Raw genomic sequence first — 23,294 nt, 5'->3', positions numbered from 1 at the left:
AGGAGGTGGCCCGTGGAAAGTTGACTGGCACCCACCCCGCGGGCGTGAAGCCGCTTCAGGGCGGTGAAATGACGCGCTACGGCGCGACCTCCGGCCCCTCGGGCTGCGGTTGTTTATCTTCGAGATACTCATCGCGCACCACCTCGTAAACCCGGGCCGCGCCGAGGATACCGAGCACATAGGGCAAGAGATGAAGGCTGCCGCGCAAGGTGAGCGAAGCGGTTCGAAAAATCGGCAGGCTTCGTGCGAGATAGCCGGCTCCGAAGGCGATGGCCAAGGCTTGAGCGGGATTTTCCCGAGCGGCTTCCTTGATTTCATCGCAGCAGGAGCGGGCCTTGTCGGCTCCCTCGCCGGCCTTCTGCTCGAGCCACTTTTCGGGGTGTTCCTTGGGATCGATCGTACTCATGGAAGTGCGGGGATCAGGATGCGCGGAGCTTGGAGATTCCTTCCTGCACCAGGTTCAAGGGCCGGCTGTGGCGGATCGAGTCGGAGGCATGGCTCAGTCCTCGGGAAGCCCACGGGCGCAGCGAGTCGTCGAGAATGTCATGCAGGGATGGATGCCGTCGCGGCGATGCAACCAACCAACCGACAGCAAAGCCGGCAAGCGCCGCGACGGCAATCTCGGGCCAGGTAAGCTTGTGAAGCCGGTGATTGGCGCACTCGGCGGCGCGCTTCAGCCGGCTTTGTTCGGAGGAGGAAATCGACGAGATGCTGGGATGCTCGCCGCGCGGATGTTCCGGGGAATTCCCCTCAGGTGCGTAAGGTGATTGAAAATCTGACATAGCGCCTCCCCACCTCGCAACCGCTGCGCCAAGTCGGCGTTTCCGAGAAATCCTCGATTCTGTGGGATCTTCCGCGCACTGAGCGATGTGTGCGATCCCCTAAGAAAAGGCAGAATGCTCGGGACCCTTCCGCAAATTGCAATCCGCAACTCAGGACCGGCGTGCTTTGTCTTCTCGATCCGAGCTGAATCCGGTTTCGCAATCCCGGCTCTCTGCTAGCATCGCGCCCGATCGCAAACTCAGGATCTTATGCCTGCCTTCCTCGAGAAACTCTTCGATACTTCGGATTTCCCAGCGCGCTGGCATTGCGGGCACTGGACCTCCGCCCACGGCTGGACCCACATCATTTCCGACGTCTCGATCATGGCCGCCTACTCGGCCATCCCGATCGCCCTGGCCGCCTTCTGGTGGGTGAAACGATCCGAACTCGCCTTTCCCCGGTTGTTCTGGCTCTTCGCGGCCTTCATTTTCAGCTGCGGCACCACCCATCTGGTGGAAGCCATCATTTTCTACCACCCGATCTACCGCTTCTCGGCTCTGATGAAGGTCGTCACGGCGGTCGTGTCGTGGGCGACGGTCATCGCCCTGGTGCGGGCCGCCCCGAAGGCCTTCGAGCTGCCGGGGCTGCGGCGCGTGAACGAGCGGCTGGAGCGGCAGCTCGCCCGGAACCGGGAGGTCGAGGAGGCCCTCCGCCGCAGCAATCGCAACCTCGAGGCCTTTTCCGGCGTGGTCACCCACGACCTCAAGAACCCGATGAGCGGTTCGCTGTTCGCCGCCGAGCTGCTGCGCGAGACGCTTGATCGGGGCGACCTCGACCAAGCCAGAACCCAGGTCGGGCCGCTGCTGGACTCGCTGGGCCCCATGAGCCGCCTGATCCGCGACCTGCACGCCGAAGCCTTGTCGCAGCAGGAAAATCCGGCTCTCGAGCCCCTCGACCTCGAAGCGGTGCTCGAGGAAACCCTCGCCGGTCTCGCCAGCCGCCTTCGTCAGGCGGGAGCGAAGGTGGACGTCGAGCGGCCGCTTCCGCTGGTGCTCGGGCGGAAAGTCCTGCTGGTCCAGTTGTTCGGGAATCTGATCGAAAACTCGGTCAAATATGCCGGCGACGAGCCGCCGGAAATCACCGTGGTTTCCACCTCCGGGAACGGTCCCACGATTCTCGTCCGCGACAACGGCCGCGGCATCGCCGAGGGCGAGCTGGAGCGCATCTTCCGCCACGGCGAGCGCGGCGCCAACACCGGCGATACCGAGGGCAGCGGCATGGGCCTCTCGATCTGCCGCCGGATCATGGAAAACCACGGAGGCTCCATCGCCGGCCGGCTCCACGCTGGCGGCGGAACCGAGATCGAACTGCGGTTCCAAGGGCCCGCAGCCGACTGAGCCGACATGGGTCGGCAGCAGCCGCTGCGTCGGTCCCGGGCTCCGTCGATTTTCCGCGTTCAACATTGGACGTCCGGGATGGGATGCTCTAATCCCACCCCCGCCATGTCCGAAGACACTGCTCCTCAAAGCCAATCGACCGAAGCCGAACTGATCGCCGTGCGCCGCGAAAAGCTCGCCAAGCTTCGCGAACTAGGCGTGGACCCGTTCGGGGCGGCTTTTGAAACGACCCACTCGCTCGACGCCCTGCGTGCCGGGTTTTCCGAGGGCCTGCAGGTCAAGGTCGCCGGCCGCATCACCGGCCTGCGTAACATGGGCCGGTCCTGCTTTTTCCACATCGCCGACGTGCTCGGCGCGATCCAGGGCTTCATCGCCGTCAAGGCCCTCAGCGAGGAACAGCTCGCCATCTTCGAGTGCCTCGACCGTGGCGACTGGATCGGCATTGAGGGCGAGACCTTCATCACCCGCACCGGCGAGCCGACCGTGAAGGTCTCCGACTTCACCATCCTCTCGAAGTCGCTGCGCCCGATGCCCGACAAGTGGCACGGCGTCGCCGACCGCGAAATCAAGTACCGCAAGCGCCACCTCGACCTGATGTCGAACGAGGAGAGCGCCGCCATTTTCGTGACCCGCTCCCGGATGGTCGCGGAAATCCGGAACTTCTTCCACGAAAAGGGCTACCTCGAAGTCGAGACGCCGATGCTCCAGAGCGTCGCCGGCGGTGCCGCCGCGCGTCCGTTCGAGACCTTCCACAACGCGCTCGGCATGCCGCTCACGATGCGCATCGCGCCCGAGCTGTTCCTCAAGCGCCTGCTCGTCGGCGGTTTCACCAAGGTCTTCGAGCTCAACCGCAACTTCCGCAACGAAGGCATCTCCCGCCGGCACAACCCGGAGTTCACCATGCTTGAGGCCTATCAGGCCTTCGCCGACTTCGAGATCATGGCCGAGTTGGTGGAAAGCCTCGTCTGCCACCTCGCCGAGACCTTCTGCGGCGGCCTCCAGATCGAGCACAAGGACGAGAACGGCGAGGTGCTGCGCACCATCGACCTCTCCCGCCCGTGGAAGCGCGCCAACTACCACGACCTCGTCAAGGAGGTCGCCGGCAACGACTTCTTCGACATCACCCCCGAGCAGCGCCGCGCCAAGTGCGACGAACTCGGCGTGCAGCTCTCCGATGAAATGGAGGACTACGAGGTCGTCCAGCAGGTCTTCGAGAAGAAGGTCGAGGAACACACCTTCAACCCCTGCTTCGTCACCCGCGTCGCCAGCGAGCTGATCCCGCTCGCCAAGGTCACGCCCGGCGGCAAGACGGTCGAAGTGTACGAGCTCATCATCAACGGCCAGGAAATCAGCCCGGGCTACTCCGAGCTGAACGACCCCGACGTCCAACGCGAGCGCCTCGAGCACCAGGCCGGCGGCGAGGAGGAACAGAAGATCGACTACGACTTCATCGAAACGCTCGAGCACGGCATGCCCCCCGCCGGCGGCATCGGCATCGGCATCGACCGCCTCATCATGATGCTCACCGGCGCCCCGACGATCCGCGATGTGGTGCTGTTTCCGTTATTGAAGAAGAAGGAGTGATCCGCATGAAGCCATCGTTCCTCCTTCAAGTTGGCCTGGTCGTCATGCTGACCAAGGCGGAAGGTGCGACCCGTTTCGTCGATGTCGATGTCGCCGGTGGGGGAAATGGCAGCTCATGGGAACAAGCTTACTCCACACTCAGCGAGGCGCTTGCAGCTGCGCAACCGGGCGACGAGGTCTGGGTTGCCGGCGGGACCTATCGTCCGACCGCAGATAACGATCGCACCAAGTCGTTCGAGCTGGCAGACGGCGTTTCCCTATACGGTGGTTTCGCCGGAAACGAGTCGGTCCGAGAACAACGCGACACTGCGAAGAACCTGACCATCCTCTCGGGCGAAATCGGGGATCCCGAGATGGTTTCCGACAACAGCTACCACGTGGTTCGCGCCTCGGGTTTCGGGACGACTTGTCATCTCGACGGTTTCACGGTCACAGGAGGTCAAGCCGATGGTCCCACTGATGAAGACCTGGAAGGTGGAGGGATCCTGGCCAACTCGGCCACGCTCGCGCTCCGCGAATGCGTGATTGAGAGCTGTTACGCTGCCGAACGCGGCGGCGGCGTTCGTTTCCTCGAAACCACCGCTTCGCTGGAAAGGTGCCGTGTCTCGGGAAATTCCAGCGGCCGGGATGGAGGTGGAATTTCCAGCTCCCTATCCGACTTGACGGTGGTCGATTGCCGTCTCATTGAAAACTCGGCCGTCTGGGACGCGGGCGGAGCCCACTTCGCAGGAGGAACCTCCCGACTCGAGCGCTGCCGTTTCCTTGGCAATCAGGCCGGGGCTGACGCCGGCGCGATCTACAACGAGTCCACCTCCAGCACCTATCTCGGCTGCCTGATATCCGGCAACCACGCCGGCAGCGACGGCGGTGCCATGGTCCTTTACTACTCGCAGCCGATACTCACGGGCCTGACGATCTCCGGCAACCGGGCGGGCAGCGAAGGCGGAGCCATCTTCAATATCTTCTCCAAGGGCACCTTCACCAACTGCATCCTCTGGGAGAACTCGGCGCGCGGCGGTTCAACCACCAGCCCTTCATCGAGTTTCTACAACTTCAACGGCTCCCATTTCACTCCGTTTTCCCACTGCATCGTCGCCAACTCGGGCGGCAGCGGAAACTGGGACTCCGCTTTCGGGTCCGATCGCGGAAACAACCTCGACATCGATCCTCGCTTCCTCTCTCCCATTCTCCCCGTCGAGGCCCCGGACACAGGCGGCGACCTTCATCTGATGTCGGACTCTCCAGCAATCGGAGCGGGAGATGAGTCGGTCGCAAGTGCAGCCCTGGACCTCGACGGGTTCCCTCGGATCGACGACAACGATGGCATCGACATCGGTGCTTACGAATTCGGCACCCACCGTCTCATCCCCCACGAGGAGACGCCTACCCACCACGTTTTGCTTGCCCGGGCGGGTCTCATTTACGAGGCGATCCTCGACTTGCCGGAGACCTACGGAACGGAGCTCGACTCCAGCTCGATTCTGACAATCTCGCCCGGCGCCGCCTTCACGGCGGAGGTCAGCTCCCGTGGTCGTGTTTCGCTTGAGCCGACGGGTTCCATCGGCAGCGGGTGGATCACGTTGCGCACAACCAAGGGCTCGGCCATCCATGACCTGCTTCTCACCGTGGAAACGATCTCTCCCGTGATCCGGGTCGATCCGACCGCCGTGGGTTCTGAAGACGGAAGCTCCTGGTCGGATGCCGCAACCAGCCTTCACCAGATCCTCGAGGAATCCGAAGGAACCACGACCGGCCCTCCCCGCGAGATATGGGTGCGCGGCGGCTCTCATTTTCCCGACGAAAGTGTTGAATCTGGATCACCCTTCGCCCTGTCCGACGGGTTGGCCGTCTACGGTGGCTTCGCCGGCTCCGAAACCCGCCGGGAGGACCGGAACCCGGACGACCATCCCACCATCTTGTCGCGAAACTCCGATCCGTCTCTCCGGGCTCCCTCTCGTCCGATCGTCAGCGCGACCGCAGTGGGCGAGCGTGCGATCCTCGACGGCTTTGTCCTTCCCGGCGAGCCCCCGCCCTCCGGCACGTTTGCCGACTACCGCGCCTCGGCACTCGTCTGCAACGACGCTTCGCCCATCATCGCCTCATGTCGTTTTGTCGATGGCTATTCCTATATCATGGGCGGCGCCGTCACCTGCTCCAACCGTTCATCTCCGCATTTCATTTCGTGTCATTTCGAAAACAATCGCGCCGACTTCGATGGGGGAGGCGTGGAGATCATCGAATCGTCACCTAAGTTCACGAACTGTCATTTCGGGGGGAATATCGCCCGAAACATCGGCGGTGCCGTTTTTTCCAGCATATCGTCTCCTCTTTTCGAAGACTGCATTTTCGTGGGAAACGGCAGCACTTCGGGCACCTACCGCGGCGGCGCGGTTTACAATAGCAATTCCTCCCCCGTATTCGTGCGCTGCGAGTTCCTCGGCAATCGTGCGGGCGACGACGGCGGTGCCATGTTCAACAATGGATCGCCGATCTCGATCTCGGACTGCCGATTCTCCGAAAACCGTGCCGACAAGGGCGGTGCCATCGCCAATCTGTCCTCAGACCTCAGCGTGGCCGACACCATCTTCGAAGACAATTTCGCCTATGAAGACGGAGGCGCGATCCACCACGATCAGTCGGACGGCACCGTTCGCGACTCCATGTTTACGGGAAACCACTCCCGACAAAGTGGAGGCGCGATCGCCTGCCTCTGGTCCACCTCGGAGCTGGAATCCTGCAGCTTCAAAGGGAACTTCGCCGAGGACTCCGGCGGGGCCATCCACCATTCCTCCAGCGGGGGTAGTATGCTCCACCTCGAGTTCCGGGAAAATCGAGCCGCGGGACCGGGCGGGGCCATCCACCTCACCTTCGGCACCTCATCCCCTGGCATCGAAGGCTGTCTTTTCGCTTGGAACCTTGCTTCCACGACGGGTGGGGCCGTCAAGGCCGACTACGGGGCCTCACCTTCCTTTACCAATTGCACCCTGAGTGGCAACAGCGCCGACCTCGGTGGCGGGGCACTCCAACTCGACAACGCTCATCCCGTTTGCCGCAACACGATCATCTGGGACAATTCGGCAAACGGGAGTTTCAATACGCCGGCTTCATCGGTTGAAAACGTCAACGGAGCCACGCCGACCTTTGCCCACTGCTTGATCGCCGGGAGTGGATCATCCGTGGCATGGAATCCCGCCATCGGGATCGACTCTGGAGACAACCACGATGAAATGCCAGGTTTCCTCGTGCCCGTTCATCCCACGCTGGACCCGCAGCAAGGCGCCGATTTCCGACTGCGAAACGGAAGCATTGCCATCGATGCCGGCGAACTGACTGAACCTTCCACCGCCACCGATCTCGCCGGGCAACCGCGGATTCAGGGAAGCACGATCGATCTCGGCCCCCTCGAAGGCGGACATGACGTGTCCTTTTCCGTTCTTTTCCCCGAGCTGACAAAGGATGGAGATGACAATAGAAACGGTCTCGACAACTTCCTCGAATACGCACTCGGCGGAAATCCAGCGGCACCTCCCATCGACTGCCTCACGCCCGAACTCCGCGAGTCGATCTTTTCGTCGGGGCTTCGCTTTGGTGCGACTGATTTTACCGTTGAAATCAGGAAATCATACGATCTTCGCGAATGGAACGAGCTGGAACCTGCCGACCTCCTTCCCGGAGAATCCATTGGCCGTTCCGGCCCGAGGGAGGTTCGCAGTCTTCGCATCGATTCCGCCCGGAACCCCCGGATGTTCCTGCGGCAGGAGTTCGTGCCGCAGGACTGAAACGTCTGCTGCCCCCCGTTATCGGTTCGGTGTGACCTCATTGCAGATCGGGCGGAGGAATTTTCGACTCTTTGCCCGTGCCCTTCCCCCTCTCTTCCGCTACTCCTCCCCCAATCATTTCCGCCACTCATGTCCCTCTTCCAACTCACGGTGAACGGCCAGGCCCGCGAGGCCGAGGTCGATGACGACACGCCGCTGCTCTGGGTGCTGCGCGACTCCCTCGGCCTCTGCGGCACGAAATACGGCTGCGGCATCGGCCAGTGCGGCGCCTGCACCATCCACCTCGACGGCCAGCCCGTCCGCTCGTGCACACTCCCCGTTTCCGCCGGCGTCGGCCACGAAATCACCACCATCGAGGGCCTCGCGGAGGACGACCAGCTGACCCCGCTCCAGCAGGCTTGGTGCGACCTCGATGTCGCCCAGTGCGGCTACTGCCAGAGCGGACAGATCATGACCGCCGCCGCGCTGCTGAAAAACACGCCTGAGCCCGATGCCGACGCGATCGACCAGGCCATGGCCGGAAACGTCTGCCGCTGCGCCACCTACGACCGCATCCGCAAAGCCATCCTCACCGCCGCCGGAAGATGAACACGCTCAACCGCAGATCCTTTTTCAAGGTGTCCGCCCTCGCCGGCGGCGGATTCATCCTCGCCTCCTACACCCGCGCTGAGGAAATCCCGGACGGCACCTTTTCGCCCAGCGCCTTCATCCGCATCACGCCCGACGGCAAGGTCACCCTCATGGCCCACAAGCCGGAGATCGGCCAGGGAGTGAAGACCACCCTGCCGATGATCCTCGCCGAGGAACTCGAAATCCCCTGGCCGGCCGTCACCGTCGAGCAGGCCTCGATCGATCCCGTCTACGGTGGCCAGACCGCCGGCGGCAGCACCTCGGTCCCTTCGAACTACGACAGGCTCCGTAGATTGGGCGCGGTCGCGCGCACGATGCTGGTCGCCGCCGCGGCGGAAAAATGGGGCGTCTCCCCCGAGGAGTGCCACGCCGACGCCGGACAGGTCGTCCACGCCGACGGACGGACCATTTCCTACGGCGAACTCGCCAGCGCCGCCGCCAAGCTCCCGGTGCCGGTTGAAAAGACCGTCCAGCTCAAGGACCCCAAGGATTTCCGGCTTCTCGGCAAGCCGATTGGCGGCGTCGACAACCGCGCGATCGTCACCGGCAAACCGCTGTTCGGGATCGACCAGGTCCAGCCGGGCATGAAGTTCGCCTGCTACCTGCGCTGCCCGGTTTTCGGCGGCAAGCCGACCGCGGCCAACCTCGACGAGATCCAGAAGATGCCCGGCGTCAGCGATGCCTTCGTCATCGAGGGCAATGGCGACCTCTACGGCCTGCTGCCGGGCGTGGCGGTCGTCGCCGACTCGACCTGGCGCGCGATGAAAGCGCTGAAGGCCCTCAAGGTCACCTGGGACACCGGCGGCAAGGAAAGTGAAAGCAGCGAGGCCCACGCCAAGGCGGCTGAGGAAGCCCTCGCCGGAAACGGCGGCGCCATCCTCCACGAAAGCGGCCCGGCCGAGCTGCCCGACGGCGCGCTCGATGTCACTTACAGCTACCCGCACCTCGCCCACAACACGCTCGAGCCGCAGAACTGCACCGGCGTTTTCCGCGACGGCGGCTTCGAGTTCTGGGCACCCACCCAGAACGGCGGCAGCGCGGTCGATGGCGTTTCGCGCATCTTCGGCGTGCCCAAGGAAAAGATCACCCTCCACATGACCCGCATCGGTGGCGGCTTCGGCCGGCGCCTGATGAACGATTACCTCTTCGAGTGCGCCGCCATCGCCAAGAAACTCGATGGCACCCCGGTCAAGCTGACCTGGACCCGCGAGCAGGACCTCCGGCACGACTGCTACCGCCCGGGCGGCTGGCACCGTTTCCGCGGAGCGGTGGATGAAAACGGCCGCATCTCCCACTGGACCGACCACTTCATCACCTACGGCGTCAATAGTAGCGATCGCCCCGGCAACGGCGCCGGCATCAACGGCCGTGAGTTTCCCGCGAGCTTCGTCCCGAACTTCCGCCTCACGCAAACCGTCATGCCGAGCAACGTCCCGCTCGGCTGGTGGCGCGCCCCCGGCTCCTGCGCGCTGGCTTTCGCGATCCAGGGCTTCATCGACGAACTCGCCCACGCCGCCGGCAAGGACCCGCTCGAGTTCAAGCTCGCCCTGCTCGGCGACCGGGACGAGGTCGACGGCTACCACGCCGGCCGAATGAAGGGAGCTCTCAAGGCAGCCGCCGAAAAAGCCGGCTGGGGCAAGAAGCTCCCCAAAGGCAGCGGACAAGGCATCGCCTTTCACTACAGTCACCAGGGATACGTCGCGGTCGTCGCCGAGGTCACCGTCAGCCCCGAGGGAAAACTCAAGGTCGCCCGCCTCACCGCAGGCGTCGACGTCGGCCCCGTCCTCAACCCCAGCGGCGCGCTCAACCAGGTCTGCGGCTCGATGCTCGACGGCCTCAGCGCCGCCTGGTTCCAGGAACTCACGATCGCCGACGGAGCCATCAAGAACTCGAACTTCAGCGACTACCCCGTCCTCCGCATGCCCGATGCCGCCGCAGTCGAAGTCGCCTTTGTCGATTCAAAATACCCGCCCACCGGCCTCGGCGAACCCGCCCTGCCACCGACCGCACCGGCCGTCTGCAATGCGATCTTCGCCGCCACCGGCAAGCGCGTCCGCAGCCTCCCCCTCCGCCACCACGATCTCAGCCGCACCTGACCCCTCCTTACTTCCCATTCAGGGCTCGGTGACCTTCACCCGCAGGAAGCCCGGAGCGCCTGAGCCGATGGGCGTGCTGAGACGCGCCCGTAGCAGAATGGAGGTGTTGACCTCGATCGTGGTGGCCTCTGTGCTCCACGACCCTCCCAGATCGTGACTGCCCTCAATGGCCACGGTCACATCGGTCGCTTCCGGGTTTTTCGAAACGGTGAGGCGGAAATAGCGGTCGGAATCGATCGAGTTCAGATCGACGGTGCCCACCGCCGCATCGGGAGCGAGCGGATCAAGGCCGAGCGCGTATTCCACCAGGTTGGGAATGGAATCATGGTCCGGGTCCGCGTCATTGCCGGCGACCGTCGGGTTCCCGGCATCCGTGCCGAACTGCTGCTGACGCCAGCCTTCGATCGACGACAGGATCTGGATAGAGACGGTCCGGGTCACGGACCGCAACGGATAAACGCCGTCGATGCCGGCATCCTGCACGCCGACGGTGAGGCTCGCGATTTCTCCGCCGGGCAGGGCGGTTCCATTCGCGACGGTGATTTCCCCGGTGGTGGAATCGATGGCGAACGCGCCGGCGGAGTTTCCGCTGAGGATGGCATAACATAGCGAGTCTCCCTCGGGGTCGGAAGCCGCGATCGAGCCCACGGATGTCCCGGGATCTGCCCCATAGCTGGCCGAGAACGCGCTGGCGCCGGCCGACCACTGAGGTGAGTCATTGACGTTGAACGGCTGGATTGCGCTGCCCGGGACGACGACGGGAGAAGGAATGTCCGGCGTGGTCCATGCAACGGCGAGATCGTCATCGCCCCAGCCCTCATGATGCCGCACTTCAAAATAGTAGCGCTGACCGGCCACCAGAACGCGGGTGGAGGATTCCTGGCTCGGTTTGTCCGTCCACGAGCGCGGCCCCACCCAGGACTCGACTTCCGCGATCTGGGTGGCGGCGGCCGGATTCTCGCTTGTGCTCATCATCAGCGACGATTCGTCATCGCTCGATATGTAGAAGCGATAGGCTCCCGTCACCGGCGGGACGATGTAACCGCGGATCCGGGTGGCGAGCTGGTCACGATTTTCCGAACCGGCATCGAGGGATCCGAGAACGCGGCTGTAGGTCGGATGATCCGGAAAGCGCGGGTCGCTCGGCAGATCGGCCAGGGTGGCACCGTAGTCGGTAAAGACATCCCGCACGACGCCGGCGATGTCGGTGAACCCGGCATCGAGAATTTCGATCGTCACGGTGATCGTGCCATCCAGCGAGGTGGAAACCACGAGCGTCCGGCTCGCGAGCGGTGCGGCGGACAAGGCGGCGTGATCCTTCACTTTCACCCGCCCCGTGCCGGCTTCGATGTCGAACAAAGCAGCCCCGCTGCCGCCGGTGACTTGGAAGGTGTTTCCTGAGGACGGCGTGACGAGGGTGCCGATGGTGGAGCCGGTGTAGGCATCGTGACGGACCCGCATGGCATAGGCGTCCGCGGGGACGTGAATGATGACTGAAAGGTTGCGGCTTTGCAGCGGATACACGCCACCGAGGCCTCCGTCCTGGGCGTTCACCAACAGGGCCTCATCGCGGCCGGGGACCAGGGCGGCCCCATCGGCCACCGTGATTTCACCGGTGGCGGGATCGATCGCGAAGGCATCATTTCCACTACGGATGGAGTAGTTGACGGCCTCCCCTTCGGGATCGACCGCCGTGCAGGTGCCGACGAAGGTCCCGCTGCGGGAGCCCGCCACGGCGGAAAACGTGCTCGTTCCGTTCCAGGTGGGAAGCTCGTTGATGTTGAAAGGATCAAGCGCGCTGCCGGGAATCACGGTCGGAGTGGAGATGCCCGGCCCGGTCCAAGCCACGGAAAGATTGTCGCCGCCCACGCCTTGGAAGTGGCGGACCTCGATGTAGTACCGCCGACCGCCGATCAGCGAGCGTTCGGCCGAGGTCTGGTTGGCTTCCTTGTCGTACACGTGCGGGTCGGTCCAACTGTTGACGCTCGCGATCTGCGTGGCCGCGTTGGGGTTCGAACTGGTGCTTAGCTCGAGAGTCGATTGGTCGTCGCTCGAGATATAGAACCGGTAATTGCCGGAGGTCGGCGGCACCAGGTAGGCGCGGATGCGCGAGCCGTAGAACTCGAAGTTCTGCGATCCCGCATCGAACGAATCGAGCGTCTGGCTGAGATCCGGATGATACGGGTAGCCCGGATGGTTGAGAAGCTGGGCGATGCCGCCATCGACTCCCCGCCAGGTCTGACGGACGATCCCGTCGACGGCGATGGACGAGGCCTCGATCAGGTTGAGCGTGATCGAGCCTTGGCCCGATCGGGAAGGGTAGCCATCGTCGGAGGCCTCCACCACCAGTTCGTAGCTGCCCAGCGCCGCGGCCTCGAGTGCCGCAGCGTCTTTCACGAAGATGCGGCCTGTGGCGGGGTCGACATCGAAAAGCGGAAAACCGGAACCCCTGACGGGCCGGAAGGTGTGACGGTCGAGCGGATTGAAGTCCGAAACCTCCACCGTTCCGACCGTGGCGCCGGTCACGGCATTGCCCCGGACCTGCAGTGTGATGTTGCGCACGCCCGGAGCGCGGTTCACGGGGGAACAGGGTGCGAGGAATCTGCCGGGGATCACCTCGCGGGAAATGCCGGGGCCCTGCCAGGCGACGGCGACATGGTCTCCTCCGCTGCCCTCCTTGTGACGCGCTTCGATGAAGTAGGCCTTGCCGGCGGTGAGGTTGATGGCCGCGGACTTTTGCGAAGCGTCCTGATCGAACTCGTACCGGTCGGTCCACGAGTTCACCGAGGCTCGGACCGAGGCGCCGGCGGGATTCGAGTTCGTGCTGATGCGCAGCTCGCTGGCGTCGTCCGAGGCGATCCAGAACGTGTAGGCTCCGGTGACCGGCGGGATGAGGAAACCCCTGACCGTGCTGCCGTAGTCGTTGCCATGATCTCCGCCGTCGAAAGCGTAGAGCGCTTCTTCGGCATCCGGATTGTCCGGAAACTTGGCCGCACCCGTGAGGGCGGACAGCCCGCCGCCGGTAATGTCGTGATAATAGGTCCGGGGAATGCCGCCGGGCACATAGACTCCGGCCGGCGGTTTCACCGTCACCGTGACGCCCACATCGGTATGGAGCACGGGTTCGCGCTGGTCCGACGCCCGGAGCGTGAGCGGAAAGCTCGCCTCGGTCTCGAGGTCGAGGAGCTTCTCGAAATGGAGCGAACCGGTGGTGGGATCGATGCCGAACACGCCGTCGTCGTTCCCGCCGGCGATCGAGTAGGTGATGAAATCGAAACGGTCGGGATCCGTTCCCTGCAGATCGAGGATTTCCGCGCCCGGGCGGGTGCGGGAAAAGGCAATGATCGGGCCACCCACGATCTGCGGAGCTTCGTTGAGATCCTGAACTGTCACCACCACGCGGATGGTTTCGTTGAGGGACGGATTCGCCGCATCGGTGATCGTCACGAACAGCTCGATCGTCGCGGGATCGTCCCATTGGGTGGAAAGCGCCTCGTAATCGATCGCCGAGGCATTGGCCACCCGCAGCGAGCCGGTGGAGGGATGGATGGCGAACGCACCAGCGGGATTTCCTCCGGAAATCGTGTAGGCGAGCGAGTTCCCGCCGTGGGCCTTGCGGGGCACGATCGTCCCCACGGTCGTGTTGAGCGGCACGTTTTCCTGAATCGTGAAGCGGTCCGGCTTCACCGTGTCGTTGGCCGAGCCGGTGATCAGATAGGCGCCGAGGCAGGCGTAATCGGTGTAGCCGTCCTCCAGCGGGTTGCCGCGCCCGACGCCGCTCACGCGGAGCGTGTAATCGCCCGCCGCGAGGTTGGCCGACACCGTGGCTTTCACGTCCATGTCCGGATTGTCCGAGGCCACAAGGACGTTCGAGCTGGTGTAGATTTCGGCGAGAATGTCGAGGTTCGGCCCCTGCGCGACGGGGTTGACCGTCAGCGTCACGGTGCCTCCGGTGCTGGTGAAACGGAAGGCGTCCACATCGGTGCGCACCTCGATGATGCCCTCGTTGGAGACCGAACCGTCCGCCATGACTTCGAGGTAGCCGGCGCTGGCGAAAGTGGTGCCATAGTCATCGTCGCGGAAATCGATGGTGTTGTTGTTGTTCGTGATGATCGCCAGGTCGTCCTCGGTGTTCGAAGGAGCGTTGTATTCGCCCTTGGACCACTGCGTGAGGTTCTTGTAGTAGCCCGCGCCCATGATGGGTGCCCAGCCCACCGGATCGGTGCCGAATCCCCCGTGGTATTCGCTCCCCGTGTCGCCGTCGTGGGAAAGCCCGAGCGTGTGGCCGACCTCGTGGGAGATGACTTCCGCGGAACCCTTGCCGGAGGTGTAGAAAGCCCAGCACACCTGATCGCTGGTGGAATTGAACGACCAGTACGCCGCCACGCCGCCGGCACCGGGTGCAGGGTTGTTGGTCGGCGTGACCATCACCCGCTGCCGGCTGTTGAGCGGCGCGGCGAGGAAGGCCGCACGGTCGGTGGTGATGTTGACATTGAACGGCTGGAAGTCCTCCGAAACCCGCTGCCAGACTTCCTTGATCTGGTCGTTGCTGACGTTGGCGGGCTGCGCGTAGAAATCGCCCCAGCCGTACCACGGGCCGGGTCCGCCCTCGAAATCGAGAAAGATCACACCAAGCGCACCCGGCTTGCTCTGCAACGGCACGATCCCATTCTGGGAGCCGGGAATGGGGATGTCGGTGGGATGGGTTTGCGGCGCATACTGGGGATCGGCGCTTCCTTTCGCAGCCTGGGCTTTCGCCGGATTTTCCGCATCCATGGGTGGCAGTCCCACGCAGATCACCTGGTCGCGGCGGCGCTGGACGAGCATCGGGGCACCGTCGGGGCCGATCGGTTCGACGCGATAGGCCAGGTTGCCTTCGTCGAATCGGGCATGCCCGAAAAACGCCCCCGCCACGCCGGGCATCGTCTGGCGGTTGAACGCAAAAAAGCCTGCCCTGGGTGCAGCGAGCCTGCCTTGAACCAGCAGGACCCCGCCATCCGGCGTGCGCTCGATGAGATCGATCGAGCCCGTTGCCTCGCCGCCGCCCGGCAGCGCGAAACGCACCTTGCCGCCCTCGGCATCCACCATCTCGTCGAGCCATTTTTCGGAAACCGCGAGCGGAGCGGGATCGTTCGATCCCGAGGTGGTGGAAAGCGTCGGCACCCTTTCCGCCCGCGCATGCGCCGGTTGGACGGAATTTCCGATCGAAACCGGTCCGGGTCGGGCGCTGAGACGGCTCGACTCAGCTACGGCTTCGGCCAAACGCGGATCACGTGATGCGGGCGGGATGTCGGATCTTTCCTGAGTCTTGGCCCCAAAAGCCTCTTCCGATGCCAAGGAATCCGGCTGGGCTGGTCTGAGGAATACCGACCCAAAAAAGGCGATCAGCAGAGCGAGAATCGCCGTGAGGAGGGGCTTTTTCACAGGAGAAGCGGAGGTGTCGATTGGGGAAAACCATCCATGGAGACGGTCCCGGGAGCGATTTCATTTATCCGGATGGAGGCCGGGATTTGCCCTGGGCGGGCGATAGTTGGGCCGGACCGGTGGGCGGGAAAAGGGGATCTGGATTTCGTGGAAAGGGGTTCGATCGCAGCTTGAAGTCCACAAGACAACTCGATTTCTGCAAAGAACGGTTTCCCACGGGACAACTTAAGGAGTGGCGACCCGATAAAACGCCCCGTCCCGCGGGCCGCTGATGTCGGTGAATGATGATTGGTTGAGCGAAGAAAAGACCGTGCCGATATCAGTCCAGTCTCCATCAAGATCGGAAGATCGCTGGATGCGATAGTCCAGGCAGGGCGTCGCGGAAAAATTGACCGTCCAGCCTGCGGGTGCCTTCTCAATGCCTGAGGATAAGGCGGTCGGCGTGTACACCACCAAGCCGTTGAACTTGAAATCCTGACCGTTGCCGGGAGCCACGGCACCATTCGCCCTCACAAACGCAACCTTCGAGACCGGAGCCCCGGACAACACCCCGTTGACGCTGCTACCTGTGGTGAGATCGGTGAAAGTGAAGGTCGTGGGGCTATCAAGGGTGAATTGGAAGCTGTCCAGCTGCTGGTAGTGATAGGCAAAACCGGGCGCGCTGTGGGTGCCACCGGCATCGATGTAGTGACCGTCCGCGTTGTCTCCGCCTTGGTGGCAGTAACTGAACAGGATATGGTCCGCCTCATCCCTGAGTTCGAAACGGTTGGTGTTGGCAGGAGAGTCCAAATTGGTCATCTGGAGCCGCACCATCAGGCACTGCCCCTCCTCCAGAGGTGAATCCAGGGGGCGGACGGCGGAGGACGTGCCGTTTGCGGCGCTGTTCCAGATGGCGAAACGAGGTTCGGCATCTCCACTTATGTAGCTGCCGCCCCCTTCCGTGCTCGTCACCCATGAGCCATAACCAAAACCCTGGTTCCCTGTGAATCCTACACCGAGGTAATTCACACCGAAATCCGCGGCTACCAAGCCGTTGAGGGGTTCCAGACCATAAGCAAGCGCCTGGGCCCATTTGGCTCCGTCGTTCGGCAGCCCGCCATTAAGCCACATGAAGCCGCCCTCGATGCCCAGACTCTGCTGCCAGTTGCGCATTCGCGAGGTCACGGTCGGCGGGGTGCTGGTATTCCCCCACAGGCCCGGATAAACCTTGAATCCGCCGAAGGCGGCGTTCCACGTCGCAGGATTGTTGAAAGCCCCGCCATCGTAGCATTGCAGATAGACGGCATCCACCTTGTCGCCGAGCTGTGACTTGACGCTCGTCCAGAAGGACTGGGCGGTGTACGGACAAAGCGTCACCTTCATGCCCATGCCGGCGATCATGTTGCCGAGTTCAACGGCCGAAGCGACATCGTAGGTCTGCTCGTCATCGTAAAGGATCGCATCCACGCCCGTGGCGTCTTTCAGCGCGAGGAAATTCTTGTAAATGATGCTGTCTGGACCGGTGCCCTCGGCATCGATCAGATCCTTGATGTAGCTGAAAGATGGATCGCCCCAGCTTGCGATGGACATTTCGATGCGGTTGATGGTGGGTCTCAACGCCGCCAACGATGCGCCCCAGTTCGGATCCCCGACATAGACACCGTTTTCCACGATCAGCGTATCGTTGTAATAAACGTCGCCATTGGCCCGGAAGTGCAGGGTGAACAAAAGCAGGGTATTGAAGCCCGATGCCTTGGCCGCTTCGATTTTGGCAGAGGAAGGCACATAGAAATCCCCGCCAACAAAGACCGCTCTTACCGGAGAGGCCGTCGACGTGACGACCGATGTGATAGGGATGCCAATGCCGAGCAGGAAGTGACGGATTTTCATCATCAGAAGAGCCGCCCTCTATGCGAATTCGCCGCGGGCGTTCCGCCAGCAAACTTCCGGCGGATGGTTGAGGGCGCATTTCCAAGGCGTCCCGTCATGATCGCCCTCACGGTCTTGGAGCCAGGAGGAGAAACCCTGCGCTGGGTCTGATCGCAAGGTGGGTTTCATGCCGGCTCCCGCTTCCTCCGCTTCCCGTGCACATCGCTCGATTCGCACGATTCCTGGTGCTTCCTGCATTCCTCCGAAAGCTGCTTAGGCAAATCAGGGCACTCCCCTCACCTCGCAAACCGCCAAGCCAGCAACCATCGCCGCGGGTGGCTCGACGGAGCCCTCATCTGGCGGGTCCCTTGCTGGAACTCCGTCGGCCCTTCTTCACCCTTCGTGACGGAACCCTCGCACAGCCCCCTTTTCGGCCCCCGCGCCAATTCCAAGCTCCGCTGGCTTCTCGCTACCGGGGCTTTCATCGCCGTAGCCGGAGCGACCACGTGGTTCGTCCTGCCCCGCTCGGACTGGAACACCGGCATCGGCAACCCGCCGGAGCAGCCGGTCCAGTTCTCCCATCAGCACCATGTCGATCAGCTGGGCATCGACTGCCGCTACTGCCATTCCTCGGTCGAAAGCTCCCCCACCGCCGGCCTGCCCGCGACCGAGGTCTGCATGACCTGCCACTCGCAGCTCTTCACCGACAGCCCGATGCTCGAGCCCGTCCGACGCAGTTGGCTGAACGACGAGCCCATCGTTTGGAAGCGCGTCCACAACCTCGCCGACTACGTTTACTTCAACCACGCCGCCCACGTGAACAAGGGCGTGAGCTGCGTGCAATGCCACGGCCGCGTCGACCGGATGCCCGCCGTTTCCAAGGCCCACAGCCTGCACATGCGCTGGTGCCTCGAATGCCACGAGCACCCCGGCCCGCGCCTCCGCCCGCCCGAGGAAACCTACGACCTCGCCGCCGCCATCCAGCCCGTCTCGGAAAACACCAGCCGCGAACTCCTCAAGACCTACCGCGTCCAAACCCGCGGCCTCACCGACTGCGCCACCTGCCACCATTGATCTAACAACAAAACCCGCGACCCACCCGCCTCTTCAAATTTCGCCCCTTTCGCCCTTTTCGTTGTTCCCCGAATTCCACCATGTCCAGCCTCCCACCACCGCCGATCGACCTTCCCGAGCGCTACCTCGCGCGCTTGTCGGGAAAACACGGTCCGGCCCTGTGGCGGACGCTGGACGAACTCTTCCACTCCCCCGGTTTCCGCGACGAATTCCCATCCGGCGCCGCCGACTGGCCAAGTGACACCTCGCGCCGATCCTTCCTCAAGCTCGCCGCCGCCTCGCTCTCGCTGGCGGGCCTCACCGGCTGCCAGCCGCACAAACGACGCGACATCGCACCCTATGTCCGCGCGCCGGAAGAAGCGCTGCCCGGCGTTCCGAGCTACTACGCCAGCAGTATTTCGTTCCGCGGATACGGTCGCGGCATCGTCGTCCGCTCGAACGACGGACGCCCGACCAAGATCGAGGGAAACCCCGACCATCCCTCCTCCCTCGGCGCCACCGATGCGGTCACGCAGGCCGCCATCCTCGCCCTCTACGATCCCGACCGCTGCACCGCCCCGCTTCACGGAAACCGCCCGACGACCTGGTCCGCCTTCGCCGCCGCCTGGCGAAATGAGATCAAGAAGCACCCGCAGGGCGAGGGCATCCACCTCGTCCTCGCCCCCACCACCTCGCCCACCACGATCCGCCAGCTCGACCAGATCCGCGAGAAACTCCCCCGCGCCACCATCCATTTCCACGACCCCTATCCGCGCCTCCCGCGATACCTCGACGATTTTTCGCAGCCCGACGTCATCGTCTCCATCGGCCAGGACTTCCTCACCGACCACCCCGACGCCCTCCGTCACACCCGCGAGTTCACGTCCCGCCGCGCGCCGGAAAACCCGAACCGCCTCCATGTCGTCGAAAGCTGCCCCAGCGTCACCGGCAGCATGGCCGATCACCATTGGCCCGTCGCGCCATCCAGACTTGCCGACTTCCTCGCCCATCCACCGCAACCACTCGCCGAAGCCCTCAACGCCCCCGCCGCCCTCATTCTCGGTGCCCCCGGTGGCCGCGCACGCACGGTCCTCCCACCCATCCGCTCCGACGAACTCGCTCCTCCGCCGCCCTCTTGGATCGACGCCCTCCACGCCGGCGAACCCGAATCCCTCGTCTTCCTCGGCATCAATCCCATCCACGAAGTCCCCGGCCTCTCCGCCCAGACGCTTCAGACCGTCCCCTTCACCGCCGCCTGGTCGCTCCACCCCGACGAAACGGCCACCGCCTGCCAGTGGCAGCTCCCCGCCACCCATTTCCTTGAACACTGGAGCGACCTCCGCGCCTGGGACGGTACGGCGTCCATCGTACAACCGCTGATCGAGCCCTTCTACCAAGGCCGCTCCCTCCACCAACTCCTCGCCCTCTTCGCCGGCGATGCCGATTGGGAAACGAACGGCCCCAACCGTGTCCAGCAGACCTGGAACCTCGACGAGCCCGCCTGGCGATCCGCCCTGCGCTCCGGCATCATCCCCAACACCGCCCTTCGGCCGACAGACACCACGGTTTCCCCTCCGGAAATCCCCGCCCGCTCCGACGGCCTCGACCTCATCCTCGCCCCGGACCCCTATCTCGGCTTCGGCGAACACGCCAACAACCCCTGGCTCCGCGAACTCCCGCGCCCGCTCACCACCCTCACCTGGACCAACGCCTTCCTCCTTTCTCCCGCGCTCGCCAAGAAGCACGAGCTTGAATCCGGCGACCTGATCCGCGTCCGCATCCACGAAACCAGCGCCGAAGGCCCCGTCCTCATCCAGCCCGGTCACGCCGACGACTGCCTCACCGCCCACCTCGGCTATGGCCGCAAGCTCGGCGGCGCCCTCGTCGCCGACTCCGGCTTCGACGTCACCGGTTTCCTCGCCACCTCCCGCCGCGGCGCGACGATCGAAAAACTCGGCCGGCGCATCGAGCTTCCCGTCACCCAGCGGCACCAGACGATGCACGGCCGCCCGCTCGTCCTCGCCGCCACCTACGATGAGTTTCGTAGCAAGCCGGAATTTATCGCCCACGAGGCAGAGAAACCCGAACGCGATGAGACGCTCTACCCGCTCAAGGAGCCCGACCGCTACGAGTGGGGCATGAGCATCGACCTCAACACCTGCATCGGCTGCAACGCCTGCGTCACCGCCTGCCAGGCGGAAAACAACATTCCCACCGTCGGCCGCGATCAGGTCATCAAGGGCCGAGAGATGCACTGGATCCGGCTCGACCGCTACTACGCCGGCGACCCCGCCCACCCGAGCTTCCTCCACCAGCCCGTGCCCTGCATGCACTGCGAGCACGCACCCTGCGAGGTCGTCTGTCCGGTCGCCGCCACCGCGCACAGCCACGACGGCCTCAACCAGATGGTTTACAACCGCTGCGTCGGCACCCGCTACTGCTCGAACAACTGCCCCTACAAGGTCCGCCGCTTCAATTTCCTCGACTACCACCCGCAGCGCACGAAACGCGAGCCATTCGCCCTCGCTTTCAATCCCGACGTCACCGTCCGCTCGCGCGGCGTGATGGAGAAATGCACCTACTGCGTCCAGCGCATCAACCGCGCCAAGCAGACGGCTTCCATCGAGAAACGCGACGTCCGCGACGGCGAGATCGTCACCGCCTGCCAGCAGGTCTGTCCCGCGCAGGCCATCCGTTTCGGCAATGTCGCCGATCCGAACTCCGAGGTTTCCCGTAGCAAGGCCTCGCCGCGCGACTACCCGCTGCTCGCTTCGGAAAACACCCGCCCGCGCACCACCTACGGCGCCCGCCTCATCCACCATTCTCCCGATGCCGTCTGACACGCCACTCCTCGGGAAGGACGCCTCCGTTTCCCACCTGAACGACCGCATCGCCGGCAACGCTCTGAGCCGCCCCGGCCGCGGCTGGCTGTTCGGCTTCGCCGTCTCGTTCGCGCTGCTCATCCTGCTCCAGTTCTGCGTCGTCTGGCTGTTCACGAAAGGCGTCGGCATCTGGGGCATCCAGATCCCGGTCGCCTGGGGCTTCGCCATCATCAACTTCGTGTGGTGGATCGGCATCGGCCACGCCGGCACCTTCATCTCCGCCATCCTGCTGCTGCTGCATCAGGACTGGCGCACCTCGATCAACCGCTTCACCGAGGCGATGACCCTCTTCGCCGTCGCCTGCGCCGGGCTCTTCCCGCTGCTCCATCTCGGACGTCCGCAGTACTTCTATTGGCTCATCCCCTACCCGGACACGATGAACCTCTGGCCGCAGTTCCGCAGCCCGCTGGTGTGGGATTTCTTCGCGGTCTCCACCTACGCCACCGTCTCGCTGCTGTTCTGGTTCCTCGGCCTCGTGCCCGACCTCGCCACGCTGCGCGACACCGCGAAGCCCCGCTGGAAACAACGGCTCTACGGCATCTTCGCGCTCGGTTGGCGCAACTCCGCCCGCCACTGGGAACACTACAAGCGCGTCTATCTCGTGCTCGCCACGCTCGCCGCGCCGCTTGTCATTTCGGTCCACAGCATCGTCGGCCTCGACTTCGCCTACGCCAATCTCCCCGGCTGGCACTCGACGATTTTCCCGCCCTACTTCGTCGCCGGCGCGATCTACTCCGGCTTCGCGATGGTGCTCACGCTCTGCATCCCGCTTCGCCGATTCCACCGGCTGCACGACTACATCACCGACGCCCACCTCGACAAGATGGCCAAGGTGCTCCTGCTCACCGGCCTGATCGTTTGCTACGGCTACCTCTCCGAGATGTTCATGGCCTGGTACAGCGGGGAAACCATCGAACGCTACATGGCCGCCAACCGTCTCGGCGGCGCCGCGGCCGTCTCGTTCTGGGCGCTCATCGTCTGCAACTGCCTTTCACCGCAGTTCCTCTGGTTCCGCAAAGTACGGCAGTCGCCGTTCATCCTCTTCATCCTCTCGCTGGTCATCAACCTCGGCATGTGGCTGGAGAGATATGTCATCGTCGTCACCAGCCTTGAGCGCGATTTCCTGCCGTCCTCGTGGCAGGGGTTCAAGCCCACTTTCTGGGACTACGCCACGCTCGCCGGCACCTTCGGGCTCTTCTTCACGCTGCTGTTCCTCTTCGTCCGCTCGCTGCCGGTCATCTCGATGTCCGAGATGCGCGAGTTCATCCATGAAAAGAAAAAGGAGGACGCGTCATGAAACCGGACGACCTCCATGGCATCATCGCCTCCTTCGAAACGCAGGAGCATCTCCTCGCCGCCGCCCGCGCCGCGCGCGATGCCGGATTTTCCCCGCTCGACGCCTACGCGCCCCATCCGGTCGAGGAACTCACCGAAGCCCTCGGCCACCGCCGCTCACGGCTGCCGTATTTCATGTTCCTCGGCGGCCTGCTCGGCGGCGTCGGCGGATACTTCATGCAGTGGTATGCCAGCGTCGTCGATTACCCCATCGACATCGGCGGCCGCCCGCTCCACTCGTGGCCGGCCTTCATCCCGCCGACCTTCGAGCTGACCGTGCTCGGTGCCGCGGTCACCGGTTTCTTCGGCGTCTTCATCGCCTCGCGACTGCCGAAACCCTATCATCCGGTCTTCAACCTCGCCGAGTTCTCCCGCGCCAGCCAGGACCGCTATTTCCTCTGCATCGAGGCCGCGGATGCGGATTTCCAGCCGGAAAACGCCCGCCGTTTTCTCGAATCGCAGCAAGCCCTCACCGTCACCGCCGTGCCGAAATGAAAGCCCTGC

The 23,294-nt window shown here is 63.9% G+C and carries 13 protein-coding genes; 9 read left to right on the top strand and 4 right to left on the bottom strand.

What is annotated here, in order from left to right; translation table 11 throughout:
* Positions 1-76: 76 nt before the first annotated feature.
* Both ABXH26_RS00330 and ABXH26_RS00325 read right to left on the bottom strand, forming a co-directional pair.
* Entirely contained in the window at positions 77-406 is a 330-nt protein-coding gene (locus tag ABXH26_RS00330; protein WP_353565023.1) for a hypothetical protein, read from the bottom strand.
* Between the two features lie 13 nt (positions 407-419).
* Positions 420-782 carry a hypothetical protein gene (locus ABXH26_RS00325; RefSeq protein ID WP_353565022.1) on the bottom strand — a complete coding sequence of 121 codons (363 nt, stop codon included), beginning with the start codon at positions 780-782 and terminating at the stop codon, positions 420-422.
* 249 nt (positions 783-1,031) lie between these two features.
* Here ABXH26_RS00325 and ABXH26_RS00320 point away from each other — a divergent pair, with 249 nt between their 5' ends.
* The 5 genes from ABXH26_RS00320 (at position 1,032) to ABXH26_RS00300 (ending at position 10,248) form a co-directional block, all read left to right on the top strand.
* Complete coding sequence (locus ABXH26_RS00320) at positions 1,032-2,159, top strand: sensor histidine kinase (protein WP_353565021.1); 1,128 nt, start codon at positions 1,032-1,034, stop codon at positions 2,157-2,159.
* A gap of 105 nt (positions 2,160-2,264) precedes the next feature.
* Entirely contained in the window at positions 2,265-3,743 is a 1,479-nt protein-coding gene (lysS, locus tag ABXH26_RS00315) for a lysine--tRNA ligase (protein ID WP_353565020.1), read from the top strand.
* Positions 3,744-3,748: 5 nt separating this feature from the next.
* Positions 3,749-7,522 (top strand): choice-of-anchor Q domain-containing protein, encoded by a 3,774-nt coding sequence (locus ABXH26_RS00310; RefSeq protein ID WP_353565019.1) that lies wholly within the window; start codon positions 3,749-3,751, stop codon positions 7,520-7,522.
* A 129-nt stretch (positions 7,523-7,651) separates the two neighbouring features.
* Positions 7,652-8,110, top strand: coding sequence for a (2Fe-2S)-binding protein (locus ABXH26_RS00305; protein ID WP_353565018.1), 459 nt, complete (start codon positions 7,652-7,654; stop codon positions 8,108-8,110).
* Positions 8,107-10,248 (top strand): xanthine dehydrogenase family protein molybdopterin-binding subunit, encoded by a 2,142-nt coding sequence (locus ABXH26_RS00300; protein WP_353565017.1) that lies wholly within the window; start codon positions 8,107-8,109, stop codon positions 10,246-10,248. Before ABXH26_RS00305 ends, ABXH26_RS00300 begins: the two co-directional genes overlap by 4 nt.
* A gap of 18 nt (positions 10,249-10,266) precedes the next feature.
* Here the strand turns inward: ABXH26_RS00300 and ABXH26_RS00295 are convergent, their stop codons facing one another.
* Entirely contained in the window at positions 10,267-15,411 is a 5,145-nt protein-coding gene (locus ABXH26_RS00295; RefSeq protein WP_353565016.1) for a cadherin domain-containing protein, read from the bottom strand.
* A gap of 486 nt (positions 15,412-15,897) precedes the next feature.
* Complete coding sequence (locus tag ABXH26_RS00290; RefSeq protein WP_353565015.1) at positions 15,898-17,544, bottom strand: hypothetical protein; 1,647 nt, start codon at positions 17,542-17,544, stop codon at positions 15,898-15,900.
* A 378-nt stretch (positions 17,545-17,922) separates the two neighbouring features.
* Here ABXH26_RS00290 and ABXH26_RS00285 point away from each other — a divergent pair, with 378 nt between their 5' ends.
* From ABXH26_RS00285 to ABXH26_RS00270, 4 genes are all read left to right on the top strand, one after another.
* Entirely contained in the window at positions 17,923-18,594 is a 672-nt protein-coding gene (locus tag ABXH26_RS00285) for a cytochrome c3 family protein (protein ID WP_353565014.1), read from the top strand.
* A gap of 80 nt (positions 18,595-18,674) precedes the next feature.
* Entirely contained in the window at positions 18,675-21,413 is a 2,739-nt protein-coding gene (locus ABXH26_RS00280; RefSeq protein WP_353565013.1) for a TAT-variant-translocated molybdopterin oxidoreductase, read from the top strand.
* Complete coding sequence (gene nrfD / locus ABXH26_RS00275) at positions 21,403-22,752, top strand: NrfD/PsrC family molybdoenzyme membrane anchor subunit (RefSeq protein ID WP_353565012.1); 1,350 nt, start codon at positions 21,403-21,405, stop codon at positions 22,750-22,752. The genes ABXH26_RS00280 and nrfD overlap by 11 nt, the downstream gene beginning before the upstream one ends.
* Complete coding sequence (locus ABXH26_RS00270; RefSeq protein WP_353565011.1) at positions 22,749-23,285, top strand: DUF3341 domain-containing protein; 537 nt, start codon at positions 22,749-22,751, stop codon at positions 23,283-23,285. Before nrfD ends, ABXH26_RS00270 begins: the two co-directional genes overlap by 4 nt.
* The last annotated feature ends 9 nt before the right edge of the window (positions 23,286-23,294 follow it).

Source organism: Haloferula sargassicola (assembly GCF_040362925.1).
Taxonomy (GTDB): domain Bacteria; phylum Verrucomicrobiota; class Verrucomicrobiia; order Verrucomicrobiales; family Akkermansiaceae; genus Haloferula; species Haloferula sargassicola.
Note: the sequence above shows the minus strand (reverse complement) of the source record. Positions and strands in the feature narration are given on the sequence as shown.